The 25,014-nt window shown below is 38.5% G+C and carries 24 protein-coding genes; 6 read left to right on the plus strand and 18 right to left on the minus strand.

The genetic code is table 11. The features are described from left to right. Window positions 1-201 precede the first annotated feature (201 nt). On the minus strand, window positions 202-1,473 hold the full coding sequence (locus QUG14_RS15565; protein WP_289341431.1) for an MFS transporter: 1,272 nt from the start codon (window positions 1,471-1,473) through the stop codon (window positions 202-204). A 151-nt stretch (window positions 1,474-1,624) separates the two neighbouring features. Here QUG14_RS15565 and QUG14_RS15570 point away from each other — a divergent pair, with 151 nt between their 5' ends. Next, on the plus strand, window positions 1,625-2,335 hold the full coding sequence (locus tag QUG14_RS15570; protein WP_289341432.1) for an MBL fold metallo-hydrolase: 711 nt from the start codon (window positions 1,625-1,627) through the stop codon (window positions 2,333-2,335). Between the two features lie 44 nt (window positions 2,336-2,379). On the opposite strand, the gene QUG14_RS15575 is transcribed toward QUG14_RS15570, so the two are convergent. The 11 genes from QUG14_RS15575 to QUG14_RS15625 all read right to left on the minus strand — a co-directional run bounded on the left by QUG14_RS15575 (window position 2,380) and on the right by QUG14_RS15625 (window position 14,024). Then, on the minus strand, window positions 2,380-3,099 hold the full coding sequence (locus QUG14_RS15575) for a class II aldolase/adducin family protein (RefSeq protein WP_289341433.1): 720 nt from the start codon (window positions 3,097-3,099) through the stop codon (window positions 2,380-2,382). A gap of 206 nt (window positions 3,100-3,305) precedes the next feature. Beyond that, window positions 3,306-3,968 carry an amino acid ABC transporter permease gene (locus QUG14_RS15580; protein WP_289341434.1) on the minus strand — a complete coding sequence of 221 codons (663 nt, stop codon included), beginning with the start codon at window positions 3,966-3,968 and terminating at the stop codon, window positions 3,306-3,308. Between the two features lie 12 nt (window positions 3,969-3,980). After that, entirely contained in the window at window positions 3,981-4,619 is a 639-nt protein-coding gene (locus tag QUG14_RS15585; protein WP_289341435.1) for an amino acid ABC transporter permease, read from the minus strand. Between the two features lie 92 nt (window positions 4,620-4,711). Then, a complete protein-coding gene (locus QUG14_RS15590) occupies window positions 4,712-5,518 on the minus strand; it encodes a transporter substrate-binding domain-containing protein (protein WP_289341436.1) in 807 nt (268 codons plus the stop codon). A 17-nt stretch (window positions 5,519-5,535) separates the two neighbouring features. Then, window positions 5,536-6,264, minus strand: a complete 729-nt coding sequence (locus QUG14_RS15595; RefSeq protein WP_289341437.1) for an amino acid ABC transporter ATP-binding protein — start codon at window positions 6,262-6,264, stop codon at window positions 5,536-5,538. A 286-nt stretch (window positions 6,265-6,550) separates the two neighbouring features. Further along, the gene (gene mtnA / locus QUG14_RS15600; RefSeq protein WP_483310730.1) at window positions 6,551-7,615 is read right to left on the minus strand and encodes an S-methyl-5-thioribose-1-phosphate isomerase; all 1,065 of its coding nucleotides are present in this window, start codon (window positions 7,613-7,615) and stop codon (window positions 6,551-6,553) included. Between the two features lie 5 nt (window positions 7,616-7,620). Continuing rightward, window positions 7,621-8,853, minus strand: a complete 1,233-nt coding sequence (mtnK, locus tag QUG14_RS15605) for an S-methyl-5-thioribose kinase (protein ID WP_289341438.1) — start codon at window positions 8,851-8,853, stop codon at window positions 7,621-7,623. Between the two features lie 16 nt (window positions 8,854-8,869). Continuing rightward, window positions 8,870-9,841: an ABC transporter permease gene (locus tag QUG14_RS15610; RefSeq protein ID WP_289344160.1), complete on the minus strand. Its 972-nt coding sequence runs from the start codon at window positions 9,839-9,841 to the stop codon at window positions 8,870-8,872. 34 nt (window positions 9,842-9,875) lie between these two features. Next, complete coding sequence (locus QUG14_RS15615) at window positions 9,876-11,378, minus strand: sugar ABC transporter ATP-binding protein (RefSeq protein ID WP_289341439.1); 1,503 nt, start codon at window positions 11,376-11,378, stop codon at window positions 9,876-9,878. A 199-nt stretch (window positions 11,379-11,577) separates the two neighbouring features. Beyond that, window positions 11,578-12,585 (minus strand): Gfo/Idh/MocA family protein, encoded by a 1,008-nt coding sequence (locus tag QUG14_RS15620; protein ID WP_353961075.1) that lies wholly within the window; start codon window positions 12,583-12,585, stop codon window positions 11,578-11,580. After that, window positions 12,582-14,024 (minus strand): PstS family phosphate ABC transporter substrate-binding protein, encoded by a 1,443-nt coding sequence (locus QUG14_RS15625; protein ID WP_289341440.1) that lies wholly within the window; start codon window positions 14,022-14,024, stop codon window positions 12,582-12,584. Before QUG14_RS15625 ends, QUG14_RS15620 begins: the two co-directional genes overlap by 4 nt. Window positions 14,025-14,348: 324 nt before the next feature. On the opposite strand from QUG14_RS15625, the gene QUG14_RS15630 reads away from it, so the two are divergent. Then, window positions 14,349-15,359 (plus strand): GNAT family N-acetyltransferase, encoded by a 1,011-nt coding sequence (locus tag QUG14_RS15630; RefSeq protein ID WP_289341441.1) that lies wholly within the window; start codon window positions 14,349-14,351, stop codon window positions 15,357-15,359. A gap of 4 nt (window positions 15,360-15,363) precedes the next feature. Continuing rightward, on the plus strand, window positions 15,364-15,672 hold the full coding sequence (locus QUG14_RS15635; protein ID WP_289341442.1) for a YciI family protein: 309 nt from the start codon (window positions 15,364-15,366) through the stop codon (window positions 15,670-15,672). 185 nt (window positions 15,673-15,857) lie between these two features. Here QUG14_RS15635 and QUG14_RS15640 read toward each other — a convergent pair whose 3' ends face one another. The 3 genes from QUG14_RS15640 to brnQ form a co-directional block, all read right to left on the minus strand. Continuing rightward, window positions 15,858-16,280 (minus strand): DUF1801 domain-containing protein, encoded by a 423-nt coding sequence (locus QUG14_RS15640; RefSeq protein ID WP_289341443.1) that lies wholly within the window; start codon window positions 16,278-16,280, stop codon window positions 15,858-15,860. A gap of 233 nt (window positions 16,281-16,513) precedes the next feature. Then, window positions 16,514-17,665 carry an IS200/IS605 family element RNA-guided endonuclease TnpB gene (gene tnpB / locus QUG14_RS15645; RefSeq protein ID WP_289341444.1) on the minus strand — a complete coding sequence of 384 codons (1,152 nt, stop codon included), beginning with the start codon at window positions 17,663-17,665 and terminating at the stop codon, window positions 16,514-16,516. Window positions 17,666-17,892: 227 nt separating this feature from the next. Beyond that, complete coding sequence (gene brnQ, locus QUG14_RS15650; protein WP_289341445.1) at window positions 17,893-19,221, minus strand: branched-chain amino acid transport system II carrier protein; 1,329 nt, start codon at window positions 19,219-19,221, stop codon at window positions 17,893-17,895. 304 nt (window positions 19,222-19,525) lie between these two features. Here brnQ and QUG14_RS15655 point away from each other — a divergent pair, with 304 nt between their 5' ends. Next, a complete protein-coding gene (locus QUG14_RS15655; protein WP_289341446.1) occupies window positions 19,526-20,986 on the plus strand; it encodes a M20 family peptidase in 1,461 nt (486 codons plus the stop codon). 57 nt (window positions 20,987-21,043) lie between these two features. Here QUG14_RS15655 and QUG14_RS15660 read toward each other — a convergent pair whose 3' ends face one another. Further along, complete coding sequence (locus tag QUG14_RS15660) at window positions 21,044-22,276, minus strand: Zn-dependent hydrolase (protein WP_289341447.1); 1,233 nt, start codon at window positions 22,274-22,276, stop codon at window positions 21,044-21,046. Window positions 22,277-22,472: 196 nt separating this feature from the next. Then, entirely contained in the window at window positions 22,473-23,462 is a 990-nt protein-coding gene (mgrA, locus tag QUG14_RS15665; protein WP_289341448.1) for an L-glyceraldehyde 3-phosphate reductase, read from the minus strand. Window positions 23,463-23,619: 157 nt separating this feature from the next. Between mgrA and QUG14_RS15670 the strand changes: the two genes are divergently transcribed. Both QUG14_RS15670 and QUG14_RS15675 read left to right on the plus strand, forming a co-directional pair. Then, a complete protein-coding gene (locus QUG14_RS15670) occupies window positions 23,620-23,862 on the plus strand; it encodes a hypothetical protein (protein ID WP_289341449.1) in 243 nt (80 codons plus the stop codon). A gap of 58 nt (window positions 23,863-23,920) precedes the next feature. Beyond that, window positions 23,921-24,082 carry a DUF3934 domain-containing protein gene (locus QUG14_RS15675; RefSeq protein ID WP_289341450.1) on the plus strand — a complete coding sequence of 54 codons (162 nt, stop codon included), beginning with the start codon at window positions 23,921-23,923 and terminating at the stop codon, window positions 24,080-24,082. Between the two features lie 74 nt (window positions 24,083-24,156). Here QUG14_RS15675 and QUG14_RS15680 read toward each other — a convergent pair whose 3' ends face one another. Continuing rightward, entirely contained in the window at window positions 24,157-24,915 is a 759-nt protein-coding gene (locus tag QUG14_RS15680; RefSeq protein WP_289341451.1) for an NRDE family protein, read from the minus strand. Window positions 24,916-25,014: the final 99 nt, after the last annotated feature.

Here is a 25,014-nt window from a genome sequence, read left to right on the forward strand (position 1 = left end):
CCATTCTAATCTTGTTTTTAGGACAATTTATATATCAAATTGAGGGTAAAATTGTAGGGGTACAAGTATGGTACCCCTACAATTTGGGGTGCATTTTCCTATACAAATTTTTATATAATTTCCTCACAAATGGCTTTACACCAATAAAAAAAATGAGTGTCAATTACAATAGCAATTTGGCACTCATTTTAACTTACATTTTTAATGTTTGTGATAGGAAAACGGAACCCGTTTGATTCCTGACCCTCTATTTTTTCTCATGATGTGGTTATATAAAAATAGAACAGGCATTAAAATAATCGCACTAACCAAAATGGCTATTTTTATCGTGAAGTTTGAAGCGATCACACCAATAATTGGCCCGCCGCCAATTTGTCCAATTGCGTCTACTTGGCCTTTGACTGAAAAAAAGGTAGCTCTTGTAGAAGAATCCGGGATAATTTTATTCAGCCAAACCGTCTCCAATGGATACATAATACTTCTAGAAATCTGGATGACGACGTAAAAGACTAGCAAACCAATAGCGAATGTGGTAAAAGCAAAACCAATTAATGACGTGATAATTAGAATGCTCCCAATAAAAAGGGCCAAGTAAATATGGTTAAGACGCTGGTGGATGGAGCTATTATCAATAAAATGGAGCGCTGCAAATGCCAAAAGGACAACTATGAATTGAACTCCGCCCATCAGTAAAACTAACTGACTATCCGATAGATTTGATAATCCTGATTGCTCTATAAAATGGGGAATCCACAGACGGTCAAAGCCCTCACTATATAAACCAAAAAACAACGCAATGAGAAAAAGTATTCGCATTAGAGAATGGACTCTAGAATAATAAAGAATTTGGCTCATATTTTCCTTGATATTCTTCCAAACCGATACCCGCTCAACCTTTTCCGCTGGTTTAAAATTCTCTTCTTTCATAAAGAAAGCTAAGAGGAGTGCTAACACTACCAACCCAATACCGCCTAAAATGATTGGCAAATTGAGTATATAATACCCAGCCAGCATACTTAATGGAATGCCAAGAACTTTTCCAAAATTCCCTGCCTTGGCACCTTTTACAAATGCCGAAGCAGCACGTTCTTCCCCAATTTCATCTGCAATCCAAGCTTGATGTGAACCACTTGTAAAGGTATATCCAATTCCCCATATGATTTGAGATAGAATGACCGCAGTAAAAACCGGAAACATCCCCTCGATAATAAAACCTATTCCAATTAAGAAAAAGCCAATAATGACAGATAGCTTTCTGCTTTTTAAATCGGAGAGGATCCCGGTAGGAATTTCAAAAATGAAAACAGTCGCCTCCAAAACAGTTCCAACTAAAACTAACTGCAATGGATCAAGTTGAACCATTTCTACTTGATATAACAAGTTGACGGTAAATACAAATGTAAAAAACAATTGCGATAAGAAACAGGTATAAATATAGACCTGATATGGGTCCTTTTTCTTTAATAAGTTCATTTTCTTTCCCCCTCACCTTAATCATAAAGTGAGAGGCCGCTCAATTCTTTTCCTAATTTGCGATTTATCTGCACATGAATTTTGTCCAACTATTCCAAATTTTATATACTTAATACTGTAAACACGTTGTTGTTATCATGGGGGTAGGAATTTGGAGTATTTATTTGAAGCTGTAAAAGAAAATGTTTACGTTTTAGCCATTTGGGATTCTAATTGGAATTCCTATAATAACTGCTATTTTATTGTGCAAGAAGATGGTATTACTTTAATAGATTCCAGCAAAGAAGCGCATTCTGCATATTTAGTACATGCTTTAAAACAGCTGGGTAAGTCACCTGAAGACGTTAAGTTAGTGTTAGCCACCCATGGTCATGAAGATCATGTACAAGGAGCTGCTATTTTTAAAAATGCTAAGAAATATATTCATCATCAGGAAAGCAGCCTTATCGATTATCCAGAACCTGATCAATTCCATTTCGATTTGTCAGATCGTGGAGTGATTCAAAACATTGAATACTTTTGGGTTGGCCACCATACTCCTGGGTCGCTTGCTTTCTACCACCAGCCATCTAAAGTCCTTTTCACGGGTGATTTCCTCTGCTTTTTTGGTGATCCACTATCAAAGGAGGGGTTAGTCTCAGCCGGAAACGATCTGAGGCATGAATGGCTGGAGTTTTTACGCAACGGAGGAGTTGCAAAAGACGATCTAAATGAGTTTCTTAAGGGACTAAAGGCTATCAATGATTTTGATGTAGATGTAATGTGTACTGGGCACGGCGGAGTTCTTGTTGGGGAGATTGACTCTTTTGTCTCTGAATTACTAAATGTAGGTAAAAAATTACGGGAAATACATATTAACTAAATGAAAGCAGCATAAGGCTTATAGTCTTATGCTGCTATTTAACCTCATCTATCCTCTTCTTCAACTTTCCTATCTTCTTCATTTATCGGTACCCCACCTGCTTTTATCCCCATCGATTCTCGAATATTTATCAAGTCAGCGATTTGTGAACGATTTAATTCATTCGCTTTTTTCAAAACATTATTGGAGTACATAAGAATTGTGGCGTAATGCTCGAGGGATTCCATACGAAAATATGCCTCCATCAAATCCCTTCCCCACGCAAGTGCTCCATGATTCGCCAATAGTACCGCATTATGTGTATTACAATAGGGAGCAATCGAATCAGGCACTTCATGAGTTCCAGGCAGCGCATACGGTGCCACCGGTACAGTACCTAAAAGTACGATTGCCTCTGGTAAAACTGGCTTATCAAGAGGAACACCAGCTATTGCGAACGAGGTAGCAACTGGGGGGTGAGCATGAACGACTGCATTCACTTCTGGGTTTTCATTATAAACTCTCAAGTGCATTTTTATCTCAGATGAAGGGTTCAAACTCCCCGAAAGCACTTTACCAGAAAGGTCCATCTTCACCATCATCTCAGGTGTCATATATCCTTTACTTACTCCAGTAGGTGTTGTCCAAAGTTCAGCATGCCCGACTTTTACTGAGATATTTCCATCATTCGCTGCTACATAATTTCTGTAGTACACCCTTCTTCCGATTTCACAGATCATTTCTCTTGCTTCGAGATCGGAATAGTATTGTTTGTTATCCTGCATAAGTATAGAACTCCTTTTTCAGCAGAGTTTTTTCAACTTTAATCATCCATTAACAATATTCTTATTTTATGGTTATGCAGTTAATTTGTTAGTAACCTTTTTCTATTTTTTATGATAAACTATGAACTTTATAAAACAAAAAAGGAAAGAAATGAAGCAACCTATTGGAAGTAAAAAAATCCGGCCCAACTCATGAGCCAGATTTCTTAAGCTTGTTTTAATTCTAACTTTCGCGCAACTAGTGACAAAGCATAATTAACGATAAAGTACATCAACGCCACTATTACAAAAACAGGTATCACATACGATCCCTTTTGCGCGTAAATAATTTGTCCGTTGTGCAATAAATCCGGCAACGCGATGACGACAGCTAATGATGTATCTTTAAGCAGAGAAATAAATTGACTGACAATGGGTGGAACCATTCTTCTCAGAGCTTGTGGCATGATGATATAGCGTAATGTCTGGATGTAGTTCAGACCAGACGCACGTCCTGCTTCAATCTGTCCTTTTTCGATTGAGTTTAAGCCGCTTCTGATGATTTCTGACAGCATCGCTGATTCAAAAACCGTCAATGCTGCGATGGCCGCAGTCGTTATTTCCATTTCAATTCCAATTTCAGGCAATGCAAAATAGGTGAAGAAAATGATTAGCAGTAAAGGAAGGTTACGAATTGTTTCGACGATCACGGCTAGTAATTGAGAAACAACGGGAATCCTCGCATATCTGAGAGTTCCAATAAGACCTCCAATAATGAAGCTGAGCACGATTGAAATTGCAGCAACCTTAAGAGTTACTCCAAATCCTTCCAGTAAAAATTTGAAATGTTCAGGTGTATATACTTCAATGAACGGTGCTAGAAAATCCATCTTCGCACCTCCTTAATTACTTCTTGCCAAGCGTTTTTCTAAATATCCTACGCCAAGACTTAAAGGTATAGTTAAAATTAAATAAAATAAGGCAACGAAAACATAGGTATCAAAGGTTACGTACGTTTTTGCAGATATTAAATCCCCCTGATACATTAAATCCCCTCCTGCAACGACTGCTAACAAGGATGAATTTTTAACTAAATTGATAAATTGGTTGCCAAGAGGGGGGATAACGATCTTTATTGCCTGAGGGAGTATAACCATTCTCATTGCCTGGCCGTAAGTTAATCCTGTCGAGCGGGCAGCTTCCATTTGCCCTTTTGGTACAGACATAATTCCCGCACGGATAGCTTCGGCGATGAAAGCGGCTGTATAGATGGTCAACCCGATTGTTCCAGCAGTCATCCCGCCAAAGTTACCAGCCAAATAAGCAAAAAACACGATAACGAGTACAGGTATATTACGAATAAATTCAACATATGCCGTCCCCAACCAGTTAAGAGGTTTAAACGGGGCAATTCGCATAACAGCAAGAAGTGTTCCCAAAATAAAACTTCCTAATAAAGCTATTAAACTAGCAATGATGGTTATTTTTAATCCTTCTAAAAATGAATCCATATTAGTCGTTAGTATCGAGAAATCCAGCAAACGATCTCCTCCTAAATAATCAGGATGAGCACACTCCGAAAAGATTGCATACGGATTACAGCCCATCCTGATGAGAAACCTGGTATTAATAATTAATTTTTAATCCATTTATCCTTAATCTCATCGTACTTTCCTGAATCCTTCAGGCTTTTTAAGGCTTTATTCAACTCATCAACAAGTTCTTTATTACCTTTCTTAACAGCTATCCCGTATGGCTCTTCAGTAAACGTTCCTCCGACTAATACAAATGACGGATCTTCTTCTGCCATACCATAAAGGATCGAATCATCTGTAGTCAGGGCATCACCCTTACCTGCCTTTAGTGCCGTAAAGGCTTCAGCATAGTTTTCGAATTCAAGTACTGTTGTTTCAGGAGCTTTCTCACGAATATTGATTGAAGATGTCGAGCCTTTCACAGCAAGTACCTTCGTGTCTTTTTTCAAGTCATCAATACTCTGAATCTTACTGCCTTTTTTCACAAGCAATGATTGCCCGGCGTCAAAATAAACATCAGTAAAATCAACTTCTTTTTTGCGTTCTTCCGTGATCGTCATCGTAGCGACAACCGCATCAACCTTACCATTGTTTAAGAGACCTACCCTCGTTTTCGACGTAACCTCAACGAACTCGGGCTTAACATCCTTGCCAAACATTTCTTCTGCAAGCGCTTTGGAAAGATCGATATCGAACCCTTCCACTTCACCTGTCGATGGATTTTTTAATCCAAACAAACGCGTGTCATGTTTTACGCCAAATACAATTTTTTTGTCTTCCTTGATCTGGGCTAGTACATCCTTGCTACTATCAGTAGAGGCCTTGTCCCCGCCGCAACCGGCAAGAAATAATGCAGCTAGTATTGTTACAAATGCCATTTTTACGAATTTTTTTGTTTTGAACATTCCATTTTCCCCCTTGGTTAATGATTTAATATACGGCTGAGAAATAAGCGAGCTCGTTCTTCACGTGGATTCTCATAAAATTCAGCCGGAACTGCTTCTTCTAAAATTTTTCCTGCATCCATAAATACAATTCGGTCGGCAACCTCTCTGGCAAAGCCCATTTCGTGAGTTACTACGACCATTGTCATACCTTCCCTGGCTAGGGTTTTCATTACATCCAGAACCTCCCCGATCATTTCGGGATCAAGTGCAGAGGTGGGTTCATCGAAAAGCATGATTTCTGGTTTCATTGCAAGGCCGCGGGCAATTGCTACGCGCTGCTGCTGGCCCCCGGAAAGCTGAGAAGGATATGATTCGGCCTTATCCAATATCCCTACTTTTTCCAGATAATGTCGGGCTGTTTCCTTAGCTTCTTTTTCGGATTGACCCAATGCTTTCATAGGAGCAAGAGTAATATTTTCAAGTACGGTTTTGTGAGGATATAAATAGAAATGTTGAAAAACCATTCCAATATTGCGTCTTAGCTTATTGATATCTGTTTTTTTATCCCCTACAGATATCCCATTTACTGTAAGTGTTCCGTCAGAGATTGTTTCCAGGTGATTGATACAGCGCAGCAGAGTACTTTTCCCTGAACCGGATGGACCTATTACGACAACTACTTCACCTTGATTGATTGTGAGATTAATATCTTTTAAGACTTGAAAATCTCCATAAAACTTATTTACCTGATTAAATACAATCATGCTTGACCTCCTGATTACAAAACCTATCAAATATCGAGTTTCTACTTTTAAAAATTTTCAGAATTAAGTAAATTATAGTCACGTTTTGTCAAAACTGTCAAATCGTGACAAATTACCTGTTTTTTTGTAGTCTTATAATACTATCCTGTATAGCGGAATCAAAAAGAAACCTTGCCAAGATTGCGGCAAGGTTTTGCATTTTTAAAATACCAAATACAATGTCAATTCGGCTTTTAAATTTTGGAAAAGCACTTCAAAATTTATCAGTTAGACACAGCTTTACAGATTACTTTTTAAACATTTTAGGAAGGCTTTCGGTATATGGTGCGTAAGCAATCCCATTTTCAGTAACAATCCCAGTAATTAATGAATGGTCGGTTACATCAAAGGCAGGATTATAGGTTTGCACTCCCTCAGGCGCCATGGATTTTTCATACCATTTACCCGTGATTTCTTCAGACGGGCGCAATTCGATGTGAATGTCATCGCCTGTCTTACATTCTAAATCAATTGTCGATAATGGTGCACAAACATAGAATGGAATATTGTAGTGTTTTGCTAGAATCGCAACACCAGAAGTTCCAATTTTATTTGCTGCATCTCCGTTCTCGGCTACACGATCACAGCCAACAAGCACAGCCTGAATTTTCCCTTCCTTCATCACGATGGAAGCCATGTTATCACAAATTAACGTGACATCCACTCCAGCTTGCTGCAACTCCCACGCCGTCAGACGCGCTCCTTGAAGTAAAGGTCTTGTTTCATCGGCATAAACTTTAAAATCATAGCCTTTTTCTTGCCCTAAATAAATTGGCGCCAATGCAGTGCCATATTTCGCCGTTGCAATCGTTCCAGCATTACAATGGGTTAATATCCCAAAGCCAGGCTCCAACAAGGACAGCGCGTGTTCCCCAATCGCTTCACAGATTTTTTCATCCTCAGCACGAATGTTTTCAGACTCCTCTTTAAGTCCAGCCTTCACCTCCGCTACACTTTTCCCTGCTTCTTGCTTAAAACGATCTTCCATTCGATTTAATGCCCAAAACAAGTTTACAGCCGTTGGTCGTGAAGTAGCCAAGTAATCCTTCACTTTCTTAAAGTCTTCAAAAAGAGATTCATAGGTTTCTGCTGTTGATTTCTTTGTTCCTAAATAAGCACCATATGCTGCTGCAATCCCGATTGCGGGCGCTCCACGAACCTTTAATTGATAGATTGCATCCCATATATCTTCTATTTCCTTTAATTCTAGGAAATTCGTTTCATTTGGTAATACCGTTTGATCTAATAATACTAACGTATCATTCTCATCATCTAGTCGTACAGATTGTATGACAGTTACTGGATTTTGCACTATGCTTATGCCCCTTTCAAAGATGTAAGTTCAGCGGATTGAATCACACTGATAAAATCTGCACCTGTTTTAATCGACTCTCGATTAAGGATAAATGTTTTTCCAACTGTTAAGCAAATTTTCTCCGCTTGTGCTCTTGCTTCAGAGTCCTCAATAGAAGTTAAATCCTTTACCTTTGCAAGCCCGATAATTCTTCGTAAAAGTTCAAGACCTGCCACTGCTGCAGTATCTCTTAAAATCGTATCTAAATAATATTCCTTAAATCCTTCATAGCTGGCGACTCGTTCTGTCGCTTTTTCATCCCAAGCTTTGTTGAATTTAACTGTAAATAAATTTACAACATCTTTAATCGTAGTGACAAGATAATTTAAATAGTCATCTCTTTTTTCTCCGTCTTTAATCGTAAACTTGCCATTCGCATAGGCAAAAATAAGATTGGCAATAACATTGCCGATATCGTAGCCCGCTGGTCCATAAAAAGCAAATTCCGGATCAATAACCTTGGTAGAATCTTCTTTTATAAAAATAGAACCCGTATGAAGGTCGCCATGAAGTAAGGACTGAGCATTTGTCATAAACTCAAATTTTAATTTTGCACTCTCTAAGACTAACTTTTTATCATCCCAGATGTTTTCTTTAACAAAATCCTTCGTTCCTTCAAACACTTCATTACGCGGGCAATCATAAAACGGTTCTGTATACACCAAATCTTCCGTTATTTCACAAAGTTCTGGGTTAATGAATTGCTTAACCAATTCCTTCTTTTCCTTATGTTCAACAACCACGTCAGACGTTAATAATAAAGTATTTACTAGAAAAGTAGAAATATGGTCAGCAAACAGTGGGAATTGCTTATGTTTTCCTAAAGCCGTTCTCATAATCTCATGATCTGATAAATCGTCCATTACCGTGCAGTTCATAATTGGATCATAATTATATACTTTCGGTACAAAACCAGGTGCAAGTTTGTACTGCAGTCCTAGTATTTCACTTTCAATCCGATTACGGTCTGGTGAGAGTTTAAATTCGTCAGAGATACGAGCGACAGGTCCAGCCTGCTTTATAATGATCGACTGATTGTTTTTACTATCTACGATTTTAAAAACATAGTTTAAGTTACCATCACCAATTTCTTTACAAGTCAATTCCGCTTCTTCTGGAAAAAGTTTGATTGCTTTTGCATAATCAATCGCATCTTGCTCCGTCATGGTGAAATATTCAACTGTGAAATCCTTCATTACAGACCCCTCCAAATTATTTCTTTTTATAATAAGTTAGTGCGAGTGCGAGTGCGAGAACCGTTCCCTTAACAATATCCATTGCATAATAAGGAACAGACATCATGACTAGACCATTTTGCAGAATCCCAATTAGCACGGCTCCAACGAAGGTACCAAAAGCATTCGGTTTTCCAGCACCTAAAACGGAAGAACCAATAAAAGCTGCTGCTACTGCATCCATTAAATAAGGAGCACCGGAGTTGATTTCTGCTGTCATGACACGTGAAGCAAGTACGATACCGCCGATTGCTGCAAATGTTGCAGACATCAGATAGGCTGTTACTTTATATTTGTTAACAGGAATTCCAGATAATCTAGCGGCTTCTTTATTTCCGCCAATCACATACATATACCGGCCATGTTTTGTATAATTCAGAAATATGTGGACGATTAGAACCACCACAACCATAATGATAATAATCCATGGTACTTGCCCAATTTTTGAAAAGACTTCTGGAACACTTCCTGTTGAGAATGTTCCATCTGGCATTACCATGTTTTGTGAAACCGTTGCTCCTTTCGTATAGGTCAACGCAATCCCTTGGATGATAAACATCGTCGCTAAGGTCATTAACATATCAGGAATTCTTACCTTTACGATCATAAAGGAATTAAATGCACCTACTACAAGTGCGGCACCAATCGCCGCTAATAGTGCCACGAAAATGTTTTGCGAAAACCAGACAAACATTGAAATCACAACTGCGTTTGTTAACGAAACAGTAGAACCAACCGATAAATCAAAGCCGTCAACGGATAAGGAGATGGTAATCCCAACCGCAATGATTGTAACAATTGAAATTGACCTTAGGATATTAACGATATTTGCTCCGTCCATAAAGGCTGGACTTGTAATTGAAAAAATCACTATTAACGCTAGGATTGTAATAATAGTACCGTATTTGTACAAAAAATCAAATAATTCAAAACCCTTTTTTGAGGGCATTTTTTGTTGAACTTCTGGGTTCGCACTGCTCACTCTATTTACCCCCTGTTGAATAAAATAATAATTCTTCTTCATTCGTTGCATTGGTATCCAGTTCTTTGGCAACTTGTCCATCATAAACAACATAAACACGGTCAGTAATTCCTAGAATTTCCGGGAATTCACATGATGCATAAATGATCGATTTGCCTCGTTTTGCTAATTGTGAAATAAGTTCAAAGATATCCTTTTTCGCTCCAACATCAACACCTTTTGTCGGTTCGTCAAAAATATACACCTGCGCATCAGCAATCAGCCATTTTCCAATGGCTACTTTTTGTTGATTACCGCCTGATAGATTTTGTACCCTCGTCTCTTGAGAAGGTGTCTTAATAGCTAGGCTGCTAATCATCTGGCTTGAAACTTCCTTTTCTCTCTTGAAGTCTAGGAAGCTTAAAAACTTAGAAAACTTTCCTAAACTGGCAGCAGTGAGATTGGCCGCTACTGTCTCTTGTACCAAGATTCCTTCTTTTCTTCTCTCTTCTGGAACAAATGCCAACCCTTGTTTTACTGCCTGATTCGGATCCTTGATTCTTACTTTTTTGCCGTTAATTTTTATTTCACCCGCGGTAACTTTCGCAGCACCAAATAATGCTTTACAAAATTCAGATTTCCCCGCTCCAACTAATCCCGCAATTCCGACAATTTCACCTGCACCGACGTGCATTGTAAAATCCCTAATCATCCCCGTATCATAAAGTCCCTTAACCTCAAGCACATTGTTTCCTATCTTCCCATTATACTTAGGGAATTGTTCCTCTAATTTCTCCCCAAGCATAAACTCAACTACTCTATTTTGAGTTGTTTGGGCAATTTTTTCCTTACTAACGAATTCACCATTTTTCATCACCGTGATGTCGTCACAAATCTCAAATAGCTCTGGGAGCCGATGTGAAATAAATATAATCCCAACATTTCTTTGTTTTAGATCCCTAACAATTCTAAACAACTCATTCGTTTCCGAGTGACTTAATGGCGCAGTCGGCTCATCCAATATGAGAAATTTACACTGCTTGACCAAGGAGCGTGCAATGATTACCATTTGTTTTTCAGCTAACGATAATTCACTTACCAATGTCTTTGATGGAATCTTTACATGAATACTTTCTAATATATCCGTTGCTTTTTCGTGGATATGTTTCCAACTAATAAATTGTTTTTTTCCCATATCATTTACGGTTTCATTTAACATGATGTTCTCTCCAACAGTTAAATAGGGAATAAGAACTGTATCGACTTCTTGATAAACAATTTGAATACCAAGACTTTGAGCATCTTTAGGCGAACCTATATGGACCTGTTTCCCATCTAGAAAAATTTCACCAGTATAATGATGATAAGCTCCTGAGAGAACCTTCATCAATGTTGATTTACCAGCCCCATTGGCACCAATAAGAGCATGAGTTGTTCCTGTTTCTGTCGAAAAAGATACTTCGTTTAATGCTTTAACACCCGGAAATTCAATCGAAATATTTTTCATTTCTAATATAGTTTTCATGCTCAGTCCCCCCCTTTCAAAAAAAGCTATCATTTCAGAAAATTCAGCCTCTCTCTATAATACTATTTCTCACTAAAGTGGTAAAACACTATGTTTGTATTGGAAATTAATACAAATCCGTTTTAAGTATCATAAAAACAAGCAAAAAGCAGCACACCCCCTAATCATTCCTAGGGATTATGCTGCTTTTCTACTATACTTATTTAATCTTATTTCCTGTTTTAATAGATTGATAACATGCCTCGATGACACGCATATTTTGGATCGCATTTTCACCTGAATAAGAAGGTTCTCCATCCTCCAAGATCACTCGTGAGATATGCTCAACCTCTTCTTTATAAATATCGGCAACTATTTTCTCTTCTCTTGTTACAGTTTCTTTTTGAACAATAACAAGACCTTCTCCCCCATGATTATCTGGTCTGAATGCTCTCGGAACCTTTATTTGTCCTTCAGTTCCAATCACTTCATACTCTGCTCTAAACACCATATCAAAACTGCAATCAAAATGAGCATGAACACCATTATCCATCTGCATATACCCGTAAGCGGATGTATCTACTTGGTAGTCTGAATCCACATTGGCATGAACATCCACTTCTACCGGATCAGCACCTAAAATATTCCGAATGGAATGGATCGCATAACAGCCAACATCATAGAGACTTCCTCCACCCTTACCTGGGTCCATTTTGATACTGCCTTCTGGCTGGGCAAGAAAAAACGAAAAGCTTGCTCGCATGAATCTAACTTCACCAATCTCACCGGATTTGATGATTTCTCTCACTCGTTCATGCTGCGGGTGAAATTGATACATAAAAGCTTCCATGAATTTAACATTCTTTTCGTGGCAGAAATCAACCATTTCTTTCGTTTCGTCCGCTGTTAAGGAAGCTGGCTTTTCACATAGAATATGTTTGCCATGTTTGGCCGCTTCTAGCGTCCACTTTTTATGTAAATGGTTTGGCAGTGGGATATAAACTGCATCTATCTCTGGATCTTGCAGCATTTCTTCATAACTAGTGTATGACTTGGCTATATCAAATAACGCTGCTACCTCTTCAGCTTTGCCGCTGCCTGAAGCGATTCTGCAACGACAGCATTTTGCGCCCGTCCAAATGCTGGAATTAATGACTTTTGAGCTATTTTCGCGGTGCTTAAAATTCCCCATCTTACCTTTTTCATCTATCTTTCCTCCATAATTCAATTTTTTATATAACCAATTTTTTCGATAATCTCTTGACCCTGAGGCCCTTTCATCCACTCTAAAAAGGGTGAAATCGAGGGCTTGGTGTTATTCTTTAAGGATATCGCATATAGGTTTGCAGTAAAAGGATATTTTCCGCTCGCAATATTCTCAGGTGTTGGTTCCACGCTATTAATTGCAAGTAGTTTAATTTTTGAATTGTCTCTCATTCCGGTTGCAAAAAAGCGGAATGAAAATCCGATTGAATTATCATAATTCCTGTAGTCTGCTACTTGTTCGATAATCCCGCCCATCCCCTCTGGAACATCTTCCTTCAAAGGCTCCATAATTGGCGTATCACCCATTATCTTTTCTAGCAGCGTTTGACTGCCAGAATTTTTCGGACGTTGAAAAGCAACTATCCTCTCATTCTTTCCACCAAGTTCTGACCAATTCTTTATTTTCCCAGAATAAATGCTCTGAATCTCAGAAACATCTAAATTATCCACTTTATTTTCCGGATTAACAAAAAAGACAAATGCTTCCTTGCCAATGGGTGTCATGACAAGTTCCTTTCCTTGCCTTTTTGCCATTACATGCTGTTCCTTCGATGGTTCTGCTCCAAAGTAGATATCTACCTCACCTGATAGGAGTCGTTCATAGGAATAAATCGTATTTGAAAAACTGACGATATCCCAGACATTATCCAATTTACTGATGTTTTCATAGACTGTGTTAGCAAATGCAGAATAGACAGGATATGCTGCTTCTGCACCATCTAATATAGGCATTTCACTAGAATTCTTTATTGTAAAAGTAGAAAGCTCTGCTAGTTTAGGAAGTATATTATCAGGATTTGTTACTTCATAAGGTGATAAATCGGTGGAAGAATAGCCTCCGCCATACTCAAAGCCATAAGATGGCAGCACCGTCTTACTCCTTTGCCATTGAACTGCTGATCCCGTACCCATTGCTAAAATAAATATGGTCAAAAGTGCCACCGCTTGCTTTGTGTTCATAGTGGGGCGAACTTTTTTTATGAGGTGTACTAGGAAAATACCAAACACAAATGCGAGTTCATAAGCTAATGGTGCCCATAGAAACAAACTACCCTCACCCATCAGCATCGTAATAAAAAAGATTGGCGCCATAGCTATATGTAAAATACTATAAACTAACCATAAATCTGCCCCGTAAAAACCGCCGCTAACGAGCATAAAAATCGCCCAGGCTACTGCAGTATACGCAAGAGGTAAGAAGAACATGATTGTTAGCCCTTTTTTATCATCCGATTTGATCAGAGCCCTACTAGCAATTCCCCCAGCAATCAAACCGCCAATGATAAGAGGCAGAATGGTCGCGATTAGAAAATTGTTTGTCGCCATAACCAGTGTGATTAATGAAATACCAAGTGGAACCACACCAAAATACAAAAACATCGGAAGCATATTTTTCCTCATAAATAACACTCCTAAAAACTTATTATTTAGTGTAATTTTACACTTAATTCCACTATTTTACAACGACTCCTTTACCTAATAATCAAAATGGCATAATGATAGTCTGGATGTATTGCGGATTCAGACAGTGCTTGCTGGATTCTACCTTTGCTTGTCTGAATGAGGAGATTCAAAAAAGAGCACAATTCTTTTCTCCGAATTGGACTCTCTAAACTAGTGTTGCTTAAATGAAATTTCCATTATCCAGCTTATGTAAAAAGAGGAGTTTCAAAAGAATGTTAGAATAAATATAATTTTACTACTCTATAAAGGAGAAATGGCCTAGTGAATGTAAATGATAAAATTTCTACTAAGGTAAAACTTCGAGATCTTACGTTACCTGAGGATTATGCACATATAGCTCGACTGATTAACTCAATTGAACCTGGTTCAACAACTATTGAAGATCTTGAACATGAAGACCAGCATATTCCGACCACATCGAGTCTTACTTTAGATGAAAATGGCTTGCTAATAGGTTTTGGCAGAGTAAGGGTAGTCGCCGAACACCGTGATGGTCAGGTAATTGGCTATGGCGCCTCATGGCGGGCTCCTTGGAGCGATCCTGGTGAACTAGCCAGTACTTTTTGCGTTCATCCGGATTATCAAAGACAAGGTGTTGGAGAACTGATTCTTTCTCATCTCGAAAATTGGGCAGCCAGTCATAAAGCTTCCGTCTTACTTTCGGAAGTTAAGGATTGGATCCCAGGCTCTCTGCCCTTTGCAAAGAAGCATGGTTTTCTGCTGGATGCACATATTTTTGAATTAAGGTTAAACTTGAACCAACTAGACTTTACCAAAATTGCAGACCCCATACATAGATTAAAAGAGTCTGGTATTACCTTTGTTACCTTAGCCGATATACCAGGTGAGGTGTCAGAAAAGAAGTTATATGATTTATATGTAGAAACATCAAAGGACAATCCAGGGCAATCCGGTAGCCTCCCTGCTTTTCCGCAATGGCGAAAAGAGGCACTTCCTGAAAATTGTTCGCAAGAAAAATGGGTATTTATCGCTCTGGATGGTGACGATTTCGTTGGAGTGTCTACCTTATTCAGTACGGAAGATACAGGTGTCATGTATACTGATTATACAGGGGTGAAATCAAACTATCACGGACGTGGAATTGCAAAGGCTTTGAAACTGCTTTCCATGCAAACTGCTCTAAATGAGGGAGCCCATACGATGACAACGGATACCGAAGCGGGCAATGATGCTATGCAAACACTCAATAAAGGTCTAGGCTATTTTCCAGGTAAAGGTCATTATCGCATCCTTAAAAAATTGGAGGATTAATCACATGGAAAAATTACAATTTTTATATAAGCTTAACCTAATCCCTTCATTATTAGATGAAGACAATTGGACAGACAGAGAAGAAGGTATTGTTCAGCATCATTTCGAAGTGCTGCAAGGATTGCTGCAAGAAGGAAAACTTATCCTAGCAGGCAGAACACTGAATATGGATCCTACAGGAATGGGGATAGTCATTCTCGAAGTAGACTCTGAAGAAGAAGCAAGAGAGATTATGGAAAATGACCCTGCTGTAAAAGAAGGAATCATGGAAGCATCCCTGTTCCCATATCGCGTAGCATTAATCAGAAAGTAAAAGATAAGACTAGGCTGAAATGAGCCTAGTCCTCTTCTTATCGCTCAATACCCTGATCTTCCTAGAGGCTGCGAGGTATTACGGATATGCAGGGGATATGTATTCCGTTAATAACCCAGGTTGAGGGGGTTAACATGGACCGATTGTGTGAAAACATGACATGGATTTAAACAATGGCAATAATCTTATTCGTTCGGATAAAGATTCTGATATATTTCTACTGTATGTGTAATTAATTCCTTTAAAACATTGGTATCGATATCAGCTAATTTATTTACATAAATACAAGCCTTACTTTTCGTGTATTTACCAAAGCTTTCTAATAATTTTTCTCTTTCATCACTTTCATAGGCCAAATAAAGACTAATTTTCGCCTTTCTTGGTGAAAAACCCACTAAAGGCGCATCCCCTTCATGTCCTGATGCGTACTTATAGTGATAGCTCCCAAAGCCTATAATACTAGGACCCCACATTTTTGCGTTGTAACCCGTTACCTCTTCAAAAATTTCTAATAACTGATAGGCATCTGCCTTCTTCTTCTCATTTTCCACACTTTCAATAAATTCAATTACACTATTGTAGGTTTCTTTCATCTTCGGTTCATACATATAGCTCTATCTCCTATTCTCTGATTAAATACCTGTTTACATTATTGTCAGCATTATTACCTTCTAGAATACAAGCCTAATTACCTGCAAAAAAAAACATTCGTATCTATTTAGGGTATGTTGGTATTACTAATCACTGATTTAACGTGTTGAACCACTCACCACTTAACACCCTAATGGGTCGTTTGAAGTGGGAGATTCCTAAGTAAAGAAGCCTATCGGCTTCTAATTGATTAGGCTAGCCCCGTAGTTCCTACGGTTAGAAGCCTTATCGCTTCATTTTTAAGATTTTGTCCTGCGTTAATATCTCTGTCGTGATGTGTTCTACAAGAAGGGCAATCCCACTCACGAAGATTTAGATTCTTAACGTCTTTATTTTGGTGACCACAACAAGAACATAGTTGAGAGCTGGCAAAGGTTTTAGATACAGCAACTACTTCTTTGCCATACCATTTTGCTTTGTACTCTAGCATTGTGCGAAATTGTGACCAAGATACTTCACTGATGGCTTTTGCTAACTTGTGATTTTTTAGCATATTGGACACTTGCAAATCTTCAATACCAATTACATCGTGGTTTTTGATGATTTTAGTAGAGAGTTTTTGCAAGTAGTCTGTTCTTGCATTTGTGATTTTCTCATGGATACGAGCTACTTTCCGCTTTTGCCTTTGGAGGTTTTTTGCTTCATCCAATTTACATTTTCGTTTCAAAGCTAACTGTTGTCTTCGTGAAAGAATACGCTGGGCATCCACTAGCTTCTTTTCTAATGTACGAAACCATTTAGGATTACCAAACTCTTCACCATTTGAAAGAATGGCAAAGTTTTTTAATCCTAAGTCAATGCCAACGGAAGAGCCTGTTTTGTCTATATGTTGTACGTCCACTTCTGCAAGAATGGATACGAAGTATTTGCCACTTGGGTTACGTCTAACGGTTGCATTCAGAATCCGCCCATCCACTTCACGACTTTTGGCAAAGCGAACAAGACCGAGTTTAGGTAACTTGATCTTGTTGCCTACAATAGCGATATTCCCATTTGTTTCCTTAGTCGTGTAGGATTGAACCTTGTTCTTTTTAGACTTGAAGCGAGGTGCTTTGTTTTGCTTTTTGAAAAATCGTGTATATGAATCAGCAAGGTTTTTCAGTGAGGATTGAAGTGCAATGCTATCAACTTCTTTTAACCACACTAATTCCTTTTTTAACTGTGTTAATTCAGCAGAACAGGAATTGTAAGTTAGTCCTTTGCCTGTTTCTTTGTATGTAACCTTCCATTGCCCTAAAAAGCGATTAAATACGAAACGACTACATCCGATTGTTTTAGCAATTAGAATTTCCTGTTCTTTCGTTGGATAGATACGGAATTTATATGCTTTGTTGACCAGCACTGATTTCACCTCAACCAAAGGGAACGTTTGTTCTTATTATACCATGAGGGGACCGTTTTGGCTACCGCCAACCGACATTCATCTCCCCTTATCATTGGGCTTCGCCCTTCACACGATTGAAGAGGGAGTCTTCTGTCGGGAAATGATAAAGAAAGACCAAATCACAATGATTTGGTCTGGAAATTTACCTGTTATAAACAAAACGTAACTATTTTAACTAGCGTTTCTTATTTCGATGAAGGAACCCAATTGAAAATCTTTGCATTTTGAAAAAATAATCCCAGCAGTCCGCCAATAATACTCGGCAGCAGCCAACCTAATCCATTTGAGTATAACGGAATGAAAGCGAGGCCCGCTGAAATTGCTGCTACTTCAATACCTGCAGTAGTTAAACCATCATAAATACTCACAAGTCCTGCCCCAATAATTGCACCTATATAGATAGCCCTCGTAACGGGTATATAAGAGTGCAATAGAGCTAAGATGACTAAGACAATGGCTATCGGATAAATAGTGATTAACAATGGTATAGAAACGGAAATGAGTTGACTTAATCCTAGATTCCCCATCGTAAAGCTAAAAAGACAGAGTATTGTAACGGCAACAGGATAGGAGAGTTTTGTAAATCTTTGGCTTAGATACTCACCACAGGCGGCAACCAGCCCAACTGAAGTCGTTAAACAGGCACCGGTAATAACCAATGCAAGAATGATAGATCCGAATGGGCCAAATAGTAGGGAAGTAACAGATGAGAGAATGGCCCCGCCATTGTCCTGCATCCCAACACCCTCAACACTTGTGGCGCCAATATAGGATAGAGAGATATAGACAAAAGATAACCCTAGCCCAGCAATGATCCCTGCTTTAATGGTATAAGAGCGAATATCTGCGGCTTTTTTTATTCCCATTTCATGAACTCGATTAATCACAACAATTCCAAAGACAAGAGCAGCGATTGCGTCCATCGTTAGATAGCCTTCAACAAATCCGCCAAAAAATGCTCCCTCTCTGTATTTACCTGCCGCTTCACCTATAGAACCGATCGGTGAAGTAAAACCTCTGATTGAAATAATGACGATTAATAACAGAAGTAACGGAGTTAGAACCTTTCCTACACGGTCCACTAACTTTGCTGGGTTAAGCGCCAGCCAAAACGTAATAAGAAAGAATACGAATGTTGAAATAAATAAGCCCATGGTGCTTTCATTTGATAAAAATGGAGCAACACCAATCTCATAGGTTACAGTACCAGTTCGCGGTATTCCGAAAAATGGTCCAATCGTTAAATAAATAATAACTGGAAAAATTTTACCGAATGAGGGATGTACTCGATTTGATAAATCATCTAGATTTCCGCCTGATCTTGCAATGGTGAAGACAGCCAAAACGGGTAATCCAACTCCCGTAACTAAAAATCCAATAATAGCTGAGAGTAGTGAATCTCCTGCTTGCTGTCCAAGTAATGGAGGGAAAATTATATTTCCTGCCCCTAAAAATAAGGCAAACATAAAAAAGCCTAACGCAATAATTTCTTTTAACGGTAATTTTCGTTCCATGAAGACCCTCCACTGATTGAATAAAAAGGAAACGATATCCCAAATTTAACAAATTATATTTAAAATATACTTTTTTTGTAAGACAAACCGTGTTAATTAAGTAAATTGCAATAATATTAACTATATTAATATACAAAATATCAATCCAAACTGCAAAGAATTTTTAAAATAGTTCTTCAACTTAAGTAGGAACGCAGATATAAATCTCCTTAGCTAAATATGATAGAAAACCTACTATTCTAATAAAGGGATTCCTCTTCATATTATTGAAATATATAGAAATATGAATGGAGGGCAGCCTAATATGAAAAAACGAAGACTTATCTTTAGCATTTTTGGTGGACTGGTTTTAGTTTTTATAATTGTAACCGTTTTCAATTTACTGGTAATTAAATCAAAACAACCTACTCCCAATCCAACAAACCTTGTGATTGATGAGGGAAAAGCGATTGATCACTTATCTCAAGCTATTACGTTTAAAACTGTATCCTATCAGGATCGAAGTAAATTTGATTTTACAGAATTTGATAAGTTTATTTCTTTTCTAGAGGAGACCTATCCAGGTGTCCACGACAAACTTGAATTAGAAAAAATAAACGAATATGCTCTAATTTTTAAATGGAAAGGTTTAGATTCTAGTAAAAACCCCATTGGCTTAACAAGTCATTATGATGTGGTGCCAGTATTAGAGGGAACGGAAGGAAATTGGGAACAGCCTCCTTTTAGCGGCACAGTTGTAAACAATCAAATATGGGGCCGCGGTACATTGGATGACAAAATTGGGGTAATTGGAATTTTAGAAGCCGTCGAATACTTAGTCAATGATGGTTTCGAACCTGCTAGGGATATGTATTTTATGTTCGGTTTTGATGAAGAAATTGGCGGCGACGAAGGAGCTCTGGAGATTGTTAATACTCTTAAAAGTAGAGGAATCACATTTGACTTCGTTTTAGACGAAGGTGGAGCGATCGTTGAAAACATGGTTCCTGGCGTTGATCAGCCTGTGGGAGTTGTTGGGATTTCTGAAAAAGGATCTGCCACTGCTGAATTATCCATCGAAGGAAGCGGAGGTCACTCCTCACAGCCGAAAGACCAAACCAATATCGGAAGAATTGCTGGTGCAATTGCTAAACTGGAGGATACTCAATTTAAAGGCGACCTAAAAGGACCTGGTGAAGATTTATTTGAATACGTTGCACCAGAAATGAGTTTTGCCATGAAGTATGTTTTTGCAAATAAAATCATTTTCGAGCCGATTATTGAACGGATTTTACTAGGACAGCCAGCCACTGCCGCTTTAATTAGAACCACGATTGCACCAACCATTTTCCAGGCTGGGGAACAATATAATGCACTGCCTGAGAAGGCAACCGCATTTATCAATCATCGTCTTATGCCTGGTGATTCCTTGGCAGATGTCAAAACCTTCATTGAAGACACCATTGAGGATGATGATATTAAAGTGACGATAACAGGCAGTGAAGCCTCAAAGGTTTCTTCTATTAATGGATGGGAATTTAAAGCGATTCAGCAGGCAGCTAGGAATGTCTATAATGATGCCGTTATTGCCCCTTACTTAATGTTTGCTGGCTCTGATGCCAAGCATTATGACAGTATCTCCAAGAATACCTATCGTTTTTTACCCGTGCAAATTACTTCTGAAGATTTAAACAGAATGCATGGGACAAACGAACATATTACTAAGGACAATTTTATACAAGCAATTAAGTTTTATGCTGAAATCATTAAGGAATCGAATCAATAGAGATACTGCTTCTGGAAAATAAATGGGCCAGGAGAACCGTCCCCCTGGCTTCCATTTTTATTTCGATAACAATGCCAAAACGGTATCTAATAGAACATTAACGCCTTTTTCGCATTCTTCCCACGAGGTCAGTTCTTCCTCACAATGGCTTTTTCCATTAAAGCTAGGTACAAACAGCATAGCGGAAGGTACGATACCGGCAATAAATTGGGCATCGTGTCCTGCACCTGAGACCATTCTTTTATTGCTATATCCAAGCGACTGTGCTGACTTTTCTAATTGGGTAACAATTTCTGTATCAAACCAAACCGTATCGCGCTCCCATAGTTTGGTTGTCTTTACCTCACAGCCCTCGTTTAATCCTACGTTCGGCAGTCCTTCAACGAACTTTTTAAAGGCGTTCACAATCTCAGGATTTTTATGTCTGGCTTCTAGAGAAAATACAACCTTGTTTGGAATGACGGTATGAATACTTGGATAAACATTTACCCTGCCGATAGTAAATACCAATTCTTCATCTAATGGACCTAATACCCTGCGAATCTCATTGATCAGGTTATTGGCGGCGAATAATGCATCTTTTCTCATATTCATTGGCGTAGTTCCAGCATGGTCGGATTCACCTGTAATTTCAATATCGTAGCATGCCATGCCTACCACACATTCCACGACACCGATTGAAAGTGCTTCTTTTTCAAGAATTGGCCCTTGTTCTATATGCAATTCTAAGAAAGCAGAGCCCTCAATTAGACGATTCTCTACTTCCCCCTCATATCCAATGGATTTAAGTGCTTCTTCAAAAGTGATTCCCGCAGCATCTTTCTTTTTCAACATCACTTGCTTATCAAATTTACCCGAAAGGACACCTGATGCCATCATTGAGGGCTCAAATCTAGCACCTTCTTCATTTGTAAAATTAACAAGTGTAATCGGAATTTGGGGCTTAATCTTATTTTCCACAAGTGTTCTAACCACTTCTAGTCCGGCTAAAACGCCAAGCACACCATCAAATCTGCCGCCTTTTTTAACGGAGTCCAAATGGGAGCCAATTAGGATTGGTGGTTTATTCTCCACACCCTCTAGTTTTGCATACATACAGCCCATATCATCAACCTTAACGGTTAAGCCAATTTCCTCACAGCATGAACGAAAAAAATCTCTAGCTAAACGATCTTCTTCTGATAATGAAAGCCGGGTAACACCATTGTTCTGTGTCCTGCCAAATCTCGCAAACCGTTCTAGTTCATTTTTTAAACGTTCTCCATTAATTAAAAGCTTTTGCCGCTGCATGCAGATCACTCCTTTAAAATGGTAGGCTCTAGAGTCTTGTATTATAATTATGTAAAAATTCAGTTAATATTAATTATACCTGACTTAAATAATCTGTCATTAGACAAAATATAAGATTATAACTCCACATTGTTTTATAGTTTGTAACTGAAAAACCTTCAGCCAGCACACACACCAGCTAAAGGTTAAATTTTTTCTAATTTCTATTTAATATTTCATCAATCTGTTTTAATTCATCATCAGTAAAAGTTAAATTTCGAAGTGCACCAACATTGTCTTCAATTTGACTTACCCTGCTGGCACCTATGAGCGCTGATGTTACACGTCCGCCCCTTAATACCCACGCAAGTGCCATTTGGGCCATCGTTTGGTTACGTTCTATAGCAATCGCATTCAGTTGGTTAACCATTGCCACTGAATCCTCTGTAATATTTGATGCAACCCATGAATTGGCTGCAGCCCTTGAGCCTTCTGGAATTCCATTTAGATACTTATCTGTCAGCAGTCCCATCGCTAACGGACAGAAAGCAATCGTACCGATTCCTTCCTCAGTCAGGACGTCTTGCAACCCGTCTTCAATCCATCTATTCGTCATGGAGTAAGATGGCTGGTGGATCAAGCATGGTGTACCTAGCTCTTTCAGGATTTTCGCTGCCTGTTTTGTCTGTTCTGCACCATAATTGGACAATCCTACATACAATGCCTTTCCTTGTCTGACAATGGAATCTAACGCACCCATTGTCTCTTCAAGAGGTGTTTCTGGATCAGGTCTATGGTGATAAAAAATATCAACATAATCCAACCCTAGGCGTTGAAGGCTTTGATCTAAGCTTGAGATTAAATATTTTCTAGAGCCCCAATCCCCATAAGGGCCTGGCCACATCGTGTATCCAGCCTTCGTAGAAATAATTAATTCATCACGATAACCGCTAAAATCTTCCTTAAGGATTCTGCCAAAATTACGCTCGGCTGCTCCTGGAGGCGGGCCATAATTATTGGCAAGATCAAAGTGCGTAATACCAAGGTCAAAGGCTCGTCTCACCATGCTTTTTATCGTATCGAAATTCTTATCATCACCATAGTTTTGCCAAAGACCAAGTGATATAGCCGGCAGCTTTAATCCACTTTTCCCACTGCGGTTATACACCATTTCAGCATATCTATTCTCATTTGCTAGATAACTCAATATAATCCCCTCCAAAACGATACTAGTATGTACTTCATAAATTTACCACTACTATAGGATTATTTCATCCTTTTGCTAAGCAAAATAATGTTTAGTTTTTTCAATTTTAGTATAACCTATGTTCGAATGTGGACTAGCATTTTTATGGAGGTGTACTATGTCAGAATTAGAACCATTAGAGTACCAAACAGGAGCACCGATACTTGATTATGATATTATAGAGATTAAGAACACAGCAACTGGGTTTGAGGTCCTTCTCGATATTAACTTAGATAGCGGTTATTCATTATCAAGAACAACCCTAGAAATTACACATGAGGACCTACAAGGTTATGATACAAACGAAATTGAAGAAGGTATTAAATATGCCTTAGGTTTTTTCGAGAATGAGGTTCAGTAACCTTACCTCAGAAAAAAATCGCTAGCAGCCTGTCTTCAATAATGATGGAGTGGTAAATATGCCAAAGGCAAAAGCAAAAAGTGGAGTAGGCAGAGGAACAGGTAAGAAGGGGTGGAATCGTTGGCAGGCAGGTGCTAAAAAAGCAAAAAATGCTAAACCGTATGTCAGTAAAGGAACTAAACGAGCGGAGTCTGAAAAGACCACTGATCCTACCGACTAATGTTTCCAGGTAATAAACTAATCAAACGTTTGATTAGTTTATTACCCGATTTAATCAAACGTTTGATTAGTGTTTTATTTCATCTCAATTGTGTATTTTTGTGTATTTATCTCGTTAAAAGTGAAAACTCGTTCCACATAGTGAATTTCTTGTTCATTCATAAGTAAAACAGTCGAACTCCTTGTTCCATAGTTGTCACTCTTGATAAACATTGGTGAAAGCAATCTTTCCAAATCTAAAGAAACACCCGTTTGAGGTAGTTCTTCATCAGGAGCCTGATCTGCTTTTTGAAGAAGTGTTAAAAGAGGTTCTACTAAATCCTCCTGATTACTATCCAAAATGGCAGCTAATCCTTCCTTGCCAGTTTGTACTTTCGGCCATGTTGTATTTAGTAAATGATTGCTGACACCATAGATGCCCGGAGTTACTGTTATTAATTCTTTTTTAACATTGGAATAATAGTATAGTTCATCACTATCGCCCGCTAGCAAGTTGTATCCAGGATAGGTGTCATTATTTCTTACTAGACTCTGCATATACTCTTTTATATCGCCTTTGTATTGCAAGGCGTTTGCCACAAGTTCCCCTCTTGATCGTTTCCCTTGTGTAACTTCTTTTGGATCCCGATAATTGGTCAAAGCAGCAAATCGTCCTGTTTTGGTAACACCCATCCATGTCCCCAATTTTTCCAAATCTCGTCCCGCGAGAATTTCAGGATCATCTTCCCAATAATGAACAGGTGCAGTCGGTCTTTGATAAAACTCATCTCGATTTGCTGCAACCATTAACTTGTATTTTGGATGTACCTTATAAGCAAATAAGATTAAACACATTAATAACCACAATCCTTTAAATTACAGTTTCTTCTAGTTTATCTTATTCCCGTTGTAGAATGAAGCTTTGGCAATTGTTAAGAACAGTATGCTACTATT

It is taken from the genome of Neobacillus sp. CF12, assembly GCF_030348765.1.
Classification (GTDB): domain Bacteria; phylum Bacillota; class Bacilli; order Bacillales; family Cytobacillaceae; genus Neobacillus.

What these genes read in the sequence shown, in the direction of transcription:
- QUG14_RS15615 (WP_289341439.1), bottom strand. Translation starts at nt 11,378, where the DNA reads ATGAAAACTATATTAGAAATGAAAAATATTTCGATTGAATTTCCGGGT.
- QUG14_RS15660 (WP_289341447.1), bottom strand. Translation starts at nt 22,276, where the DNA reads ATGCAGCGGCAAAAGCTTTTAATTAATGGAGAACGTTTAAAAAATGAA.
- QUG14_RS15595 (WP_289341437.1), bottom strand. Translation starts at nt 6,264, where the DNA reads ATGATTGTATTTAATCAGGTAAATAAGTTTTATGGAGATTTTCAAGTC.
- QUG14_RS15675 (WP_289341450.1), top strand. Translation starts at nt 23,921, where the DNA reads ATGCCAAAGGCAAAAGCAAAAAGTGGAGTAGGCAGAGGAACAGGTAAG.
- QUG14_RS15670 (WP_289341449.1), top strand. Translation starts at nt 23,620, where the DNA reads ATGTCAGAATTAGAACCATTAGAGTACCAAACAGGAGCACCGATACTT.
- QUG14_RS15655 (WP_289341446.1), top strand. Translation starts at nt 19,526, where the DNA reads ATGAAAAAACGAAGACTTATCTTTAGCATTTTTGGTGGACTGGTTTTA.
- QUG14_RS15590 (WP_289341436.1), bottom strand. Translation starts at nt 5,518, where the DNA reads ATGTTCAAAACAAAAAAATTCGTAAAAATGGCATTTGTAACAATACTA.
- brnQ (WP_289341445.1), bottom strand. Translation starts at nt 19,221, where the DNA reads ATGGAACGAAAATTACCGTTAAAAGAAATTATTGCGTTAGGCTTTTTT.
- QUG14_RS15635 (WP_289341442.1), top strand. Translation starts at nt 15,364, where the DNA reads ATGGAAAAATTACAATTTTTATATAAGCTTAACCTAATCCCTTCATTA.
- QUG14_RS15640 (WP_289341443.1), bottom strand. Translation starts at nt 16,280, where the DNA reads ATGTATGAACCGAAGATGAAAGAAACCTACAATAGTGTAATTGAATTT.
- mtnK (WP_289341438.1), bottom strand. Translation starts at nt 8,853, where the DNA reads ATGAAGGATTTCACAGTTGAATATTTCACCATGACGGAGCAAGATGCG.
- QUG14_RS15680 (WP_289341451.1), bottom strand. Translation starts at nt 24,915, where the DNA reads ATGTGTTTAATCTTATTTGCTTATAAGGTACATCCAAAATACAAGTTA.
- QUG14_RS15610 (WP_289344160.1), bottom strand. Translation starts at nt 9,841, where the DNA reads ATGCCCTCAAAAAAGGGTTTTGAATTATTTGATTTTTTGTACAAATAC.
- QUG14_RS15625 (WP_289341440.1), bottom strand. Translation starts at nt 14,024, where the DNA reads ATGAGGAAAAATATGCTTCCGATGTTTTTGTATTTTGGTGTGGTTCCA.
- QUG14_RS15575 (WP_289341433.1), bottom strand. Translation starts at nt 3,099, where the DNA reads ATGCAGGATAACAAACAATACTATTCCGATCTCGAAGCAAGAGAAATG.
- QUG14_RS15580 (WP_289341434.1), bottom strand. Translation starts at nt 3,968, where the DNA reads ATGGATTTTCTAGCACCGTTCATTGAAGTATATACACCTGAACATTTC.
- QUG14_RS15565 (WP_289341431.1), bottom strand. Translation starts at nt 1,473, where the DNA reads ATGAACTTATTAAAGAAAAAGGACCCATATCAGGTCTATATTTATACC.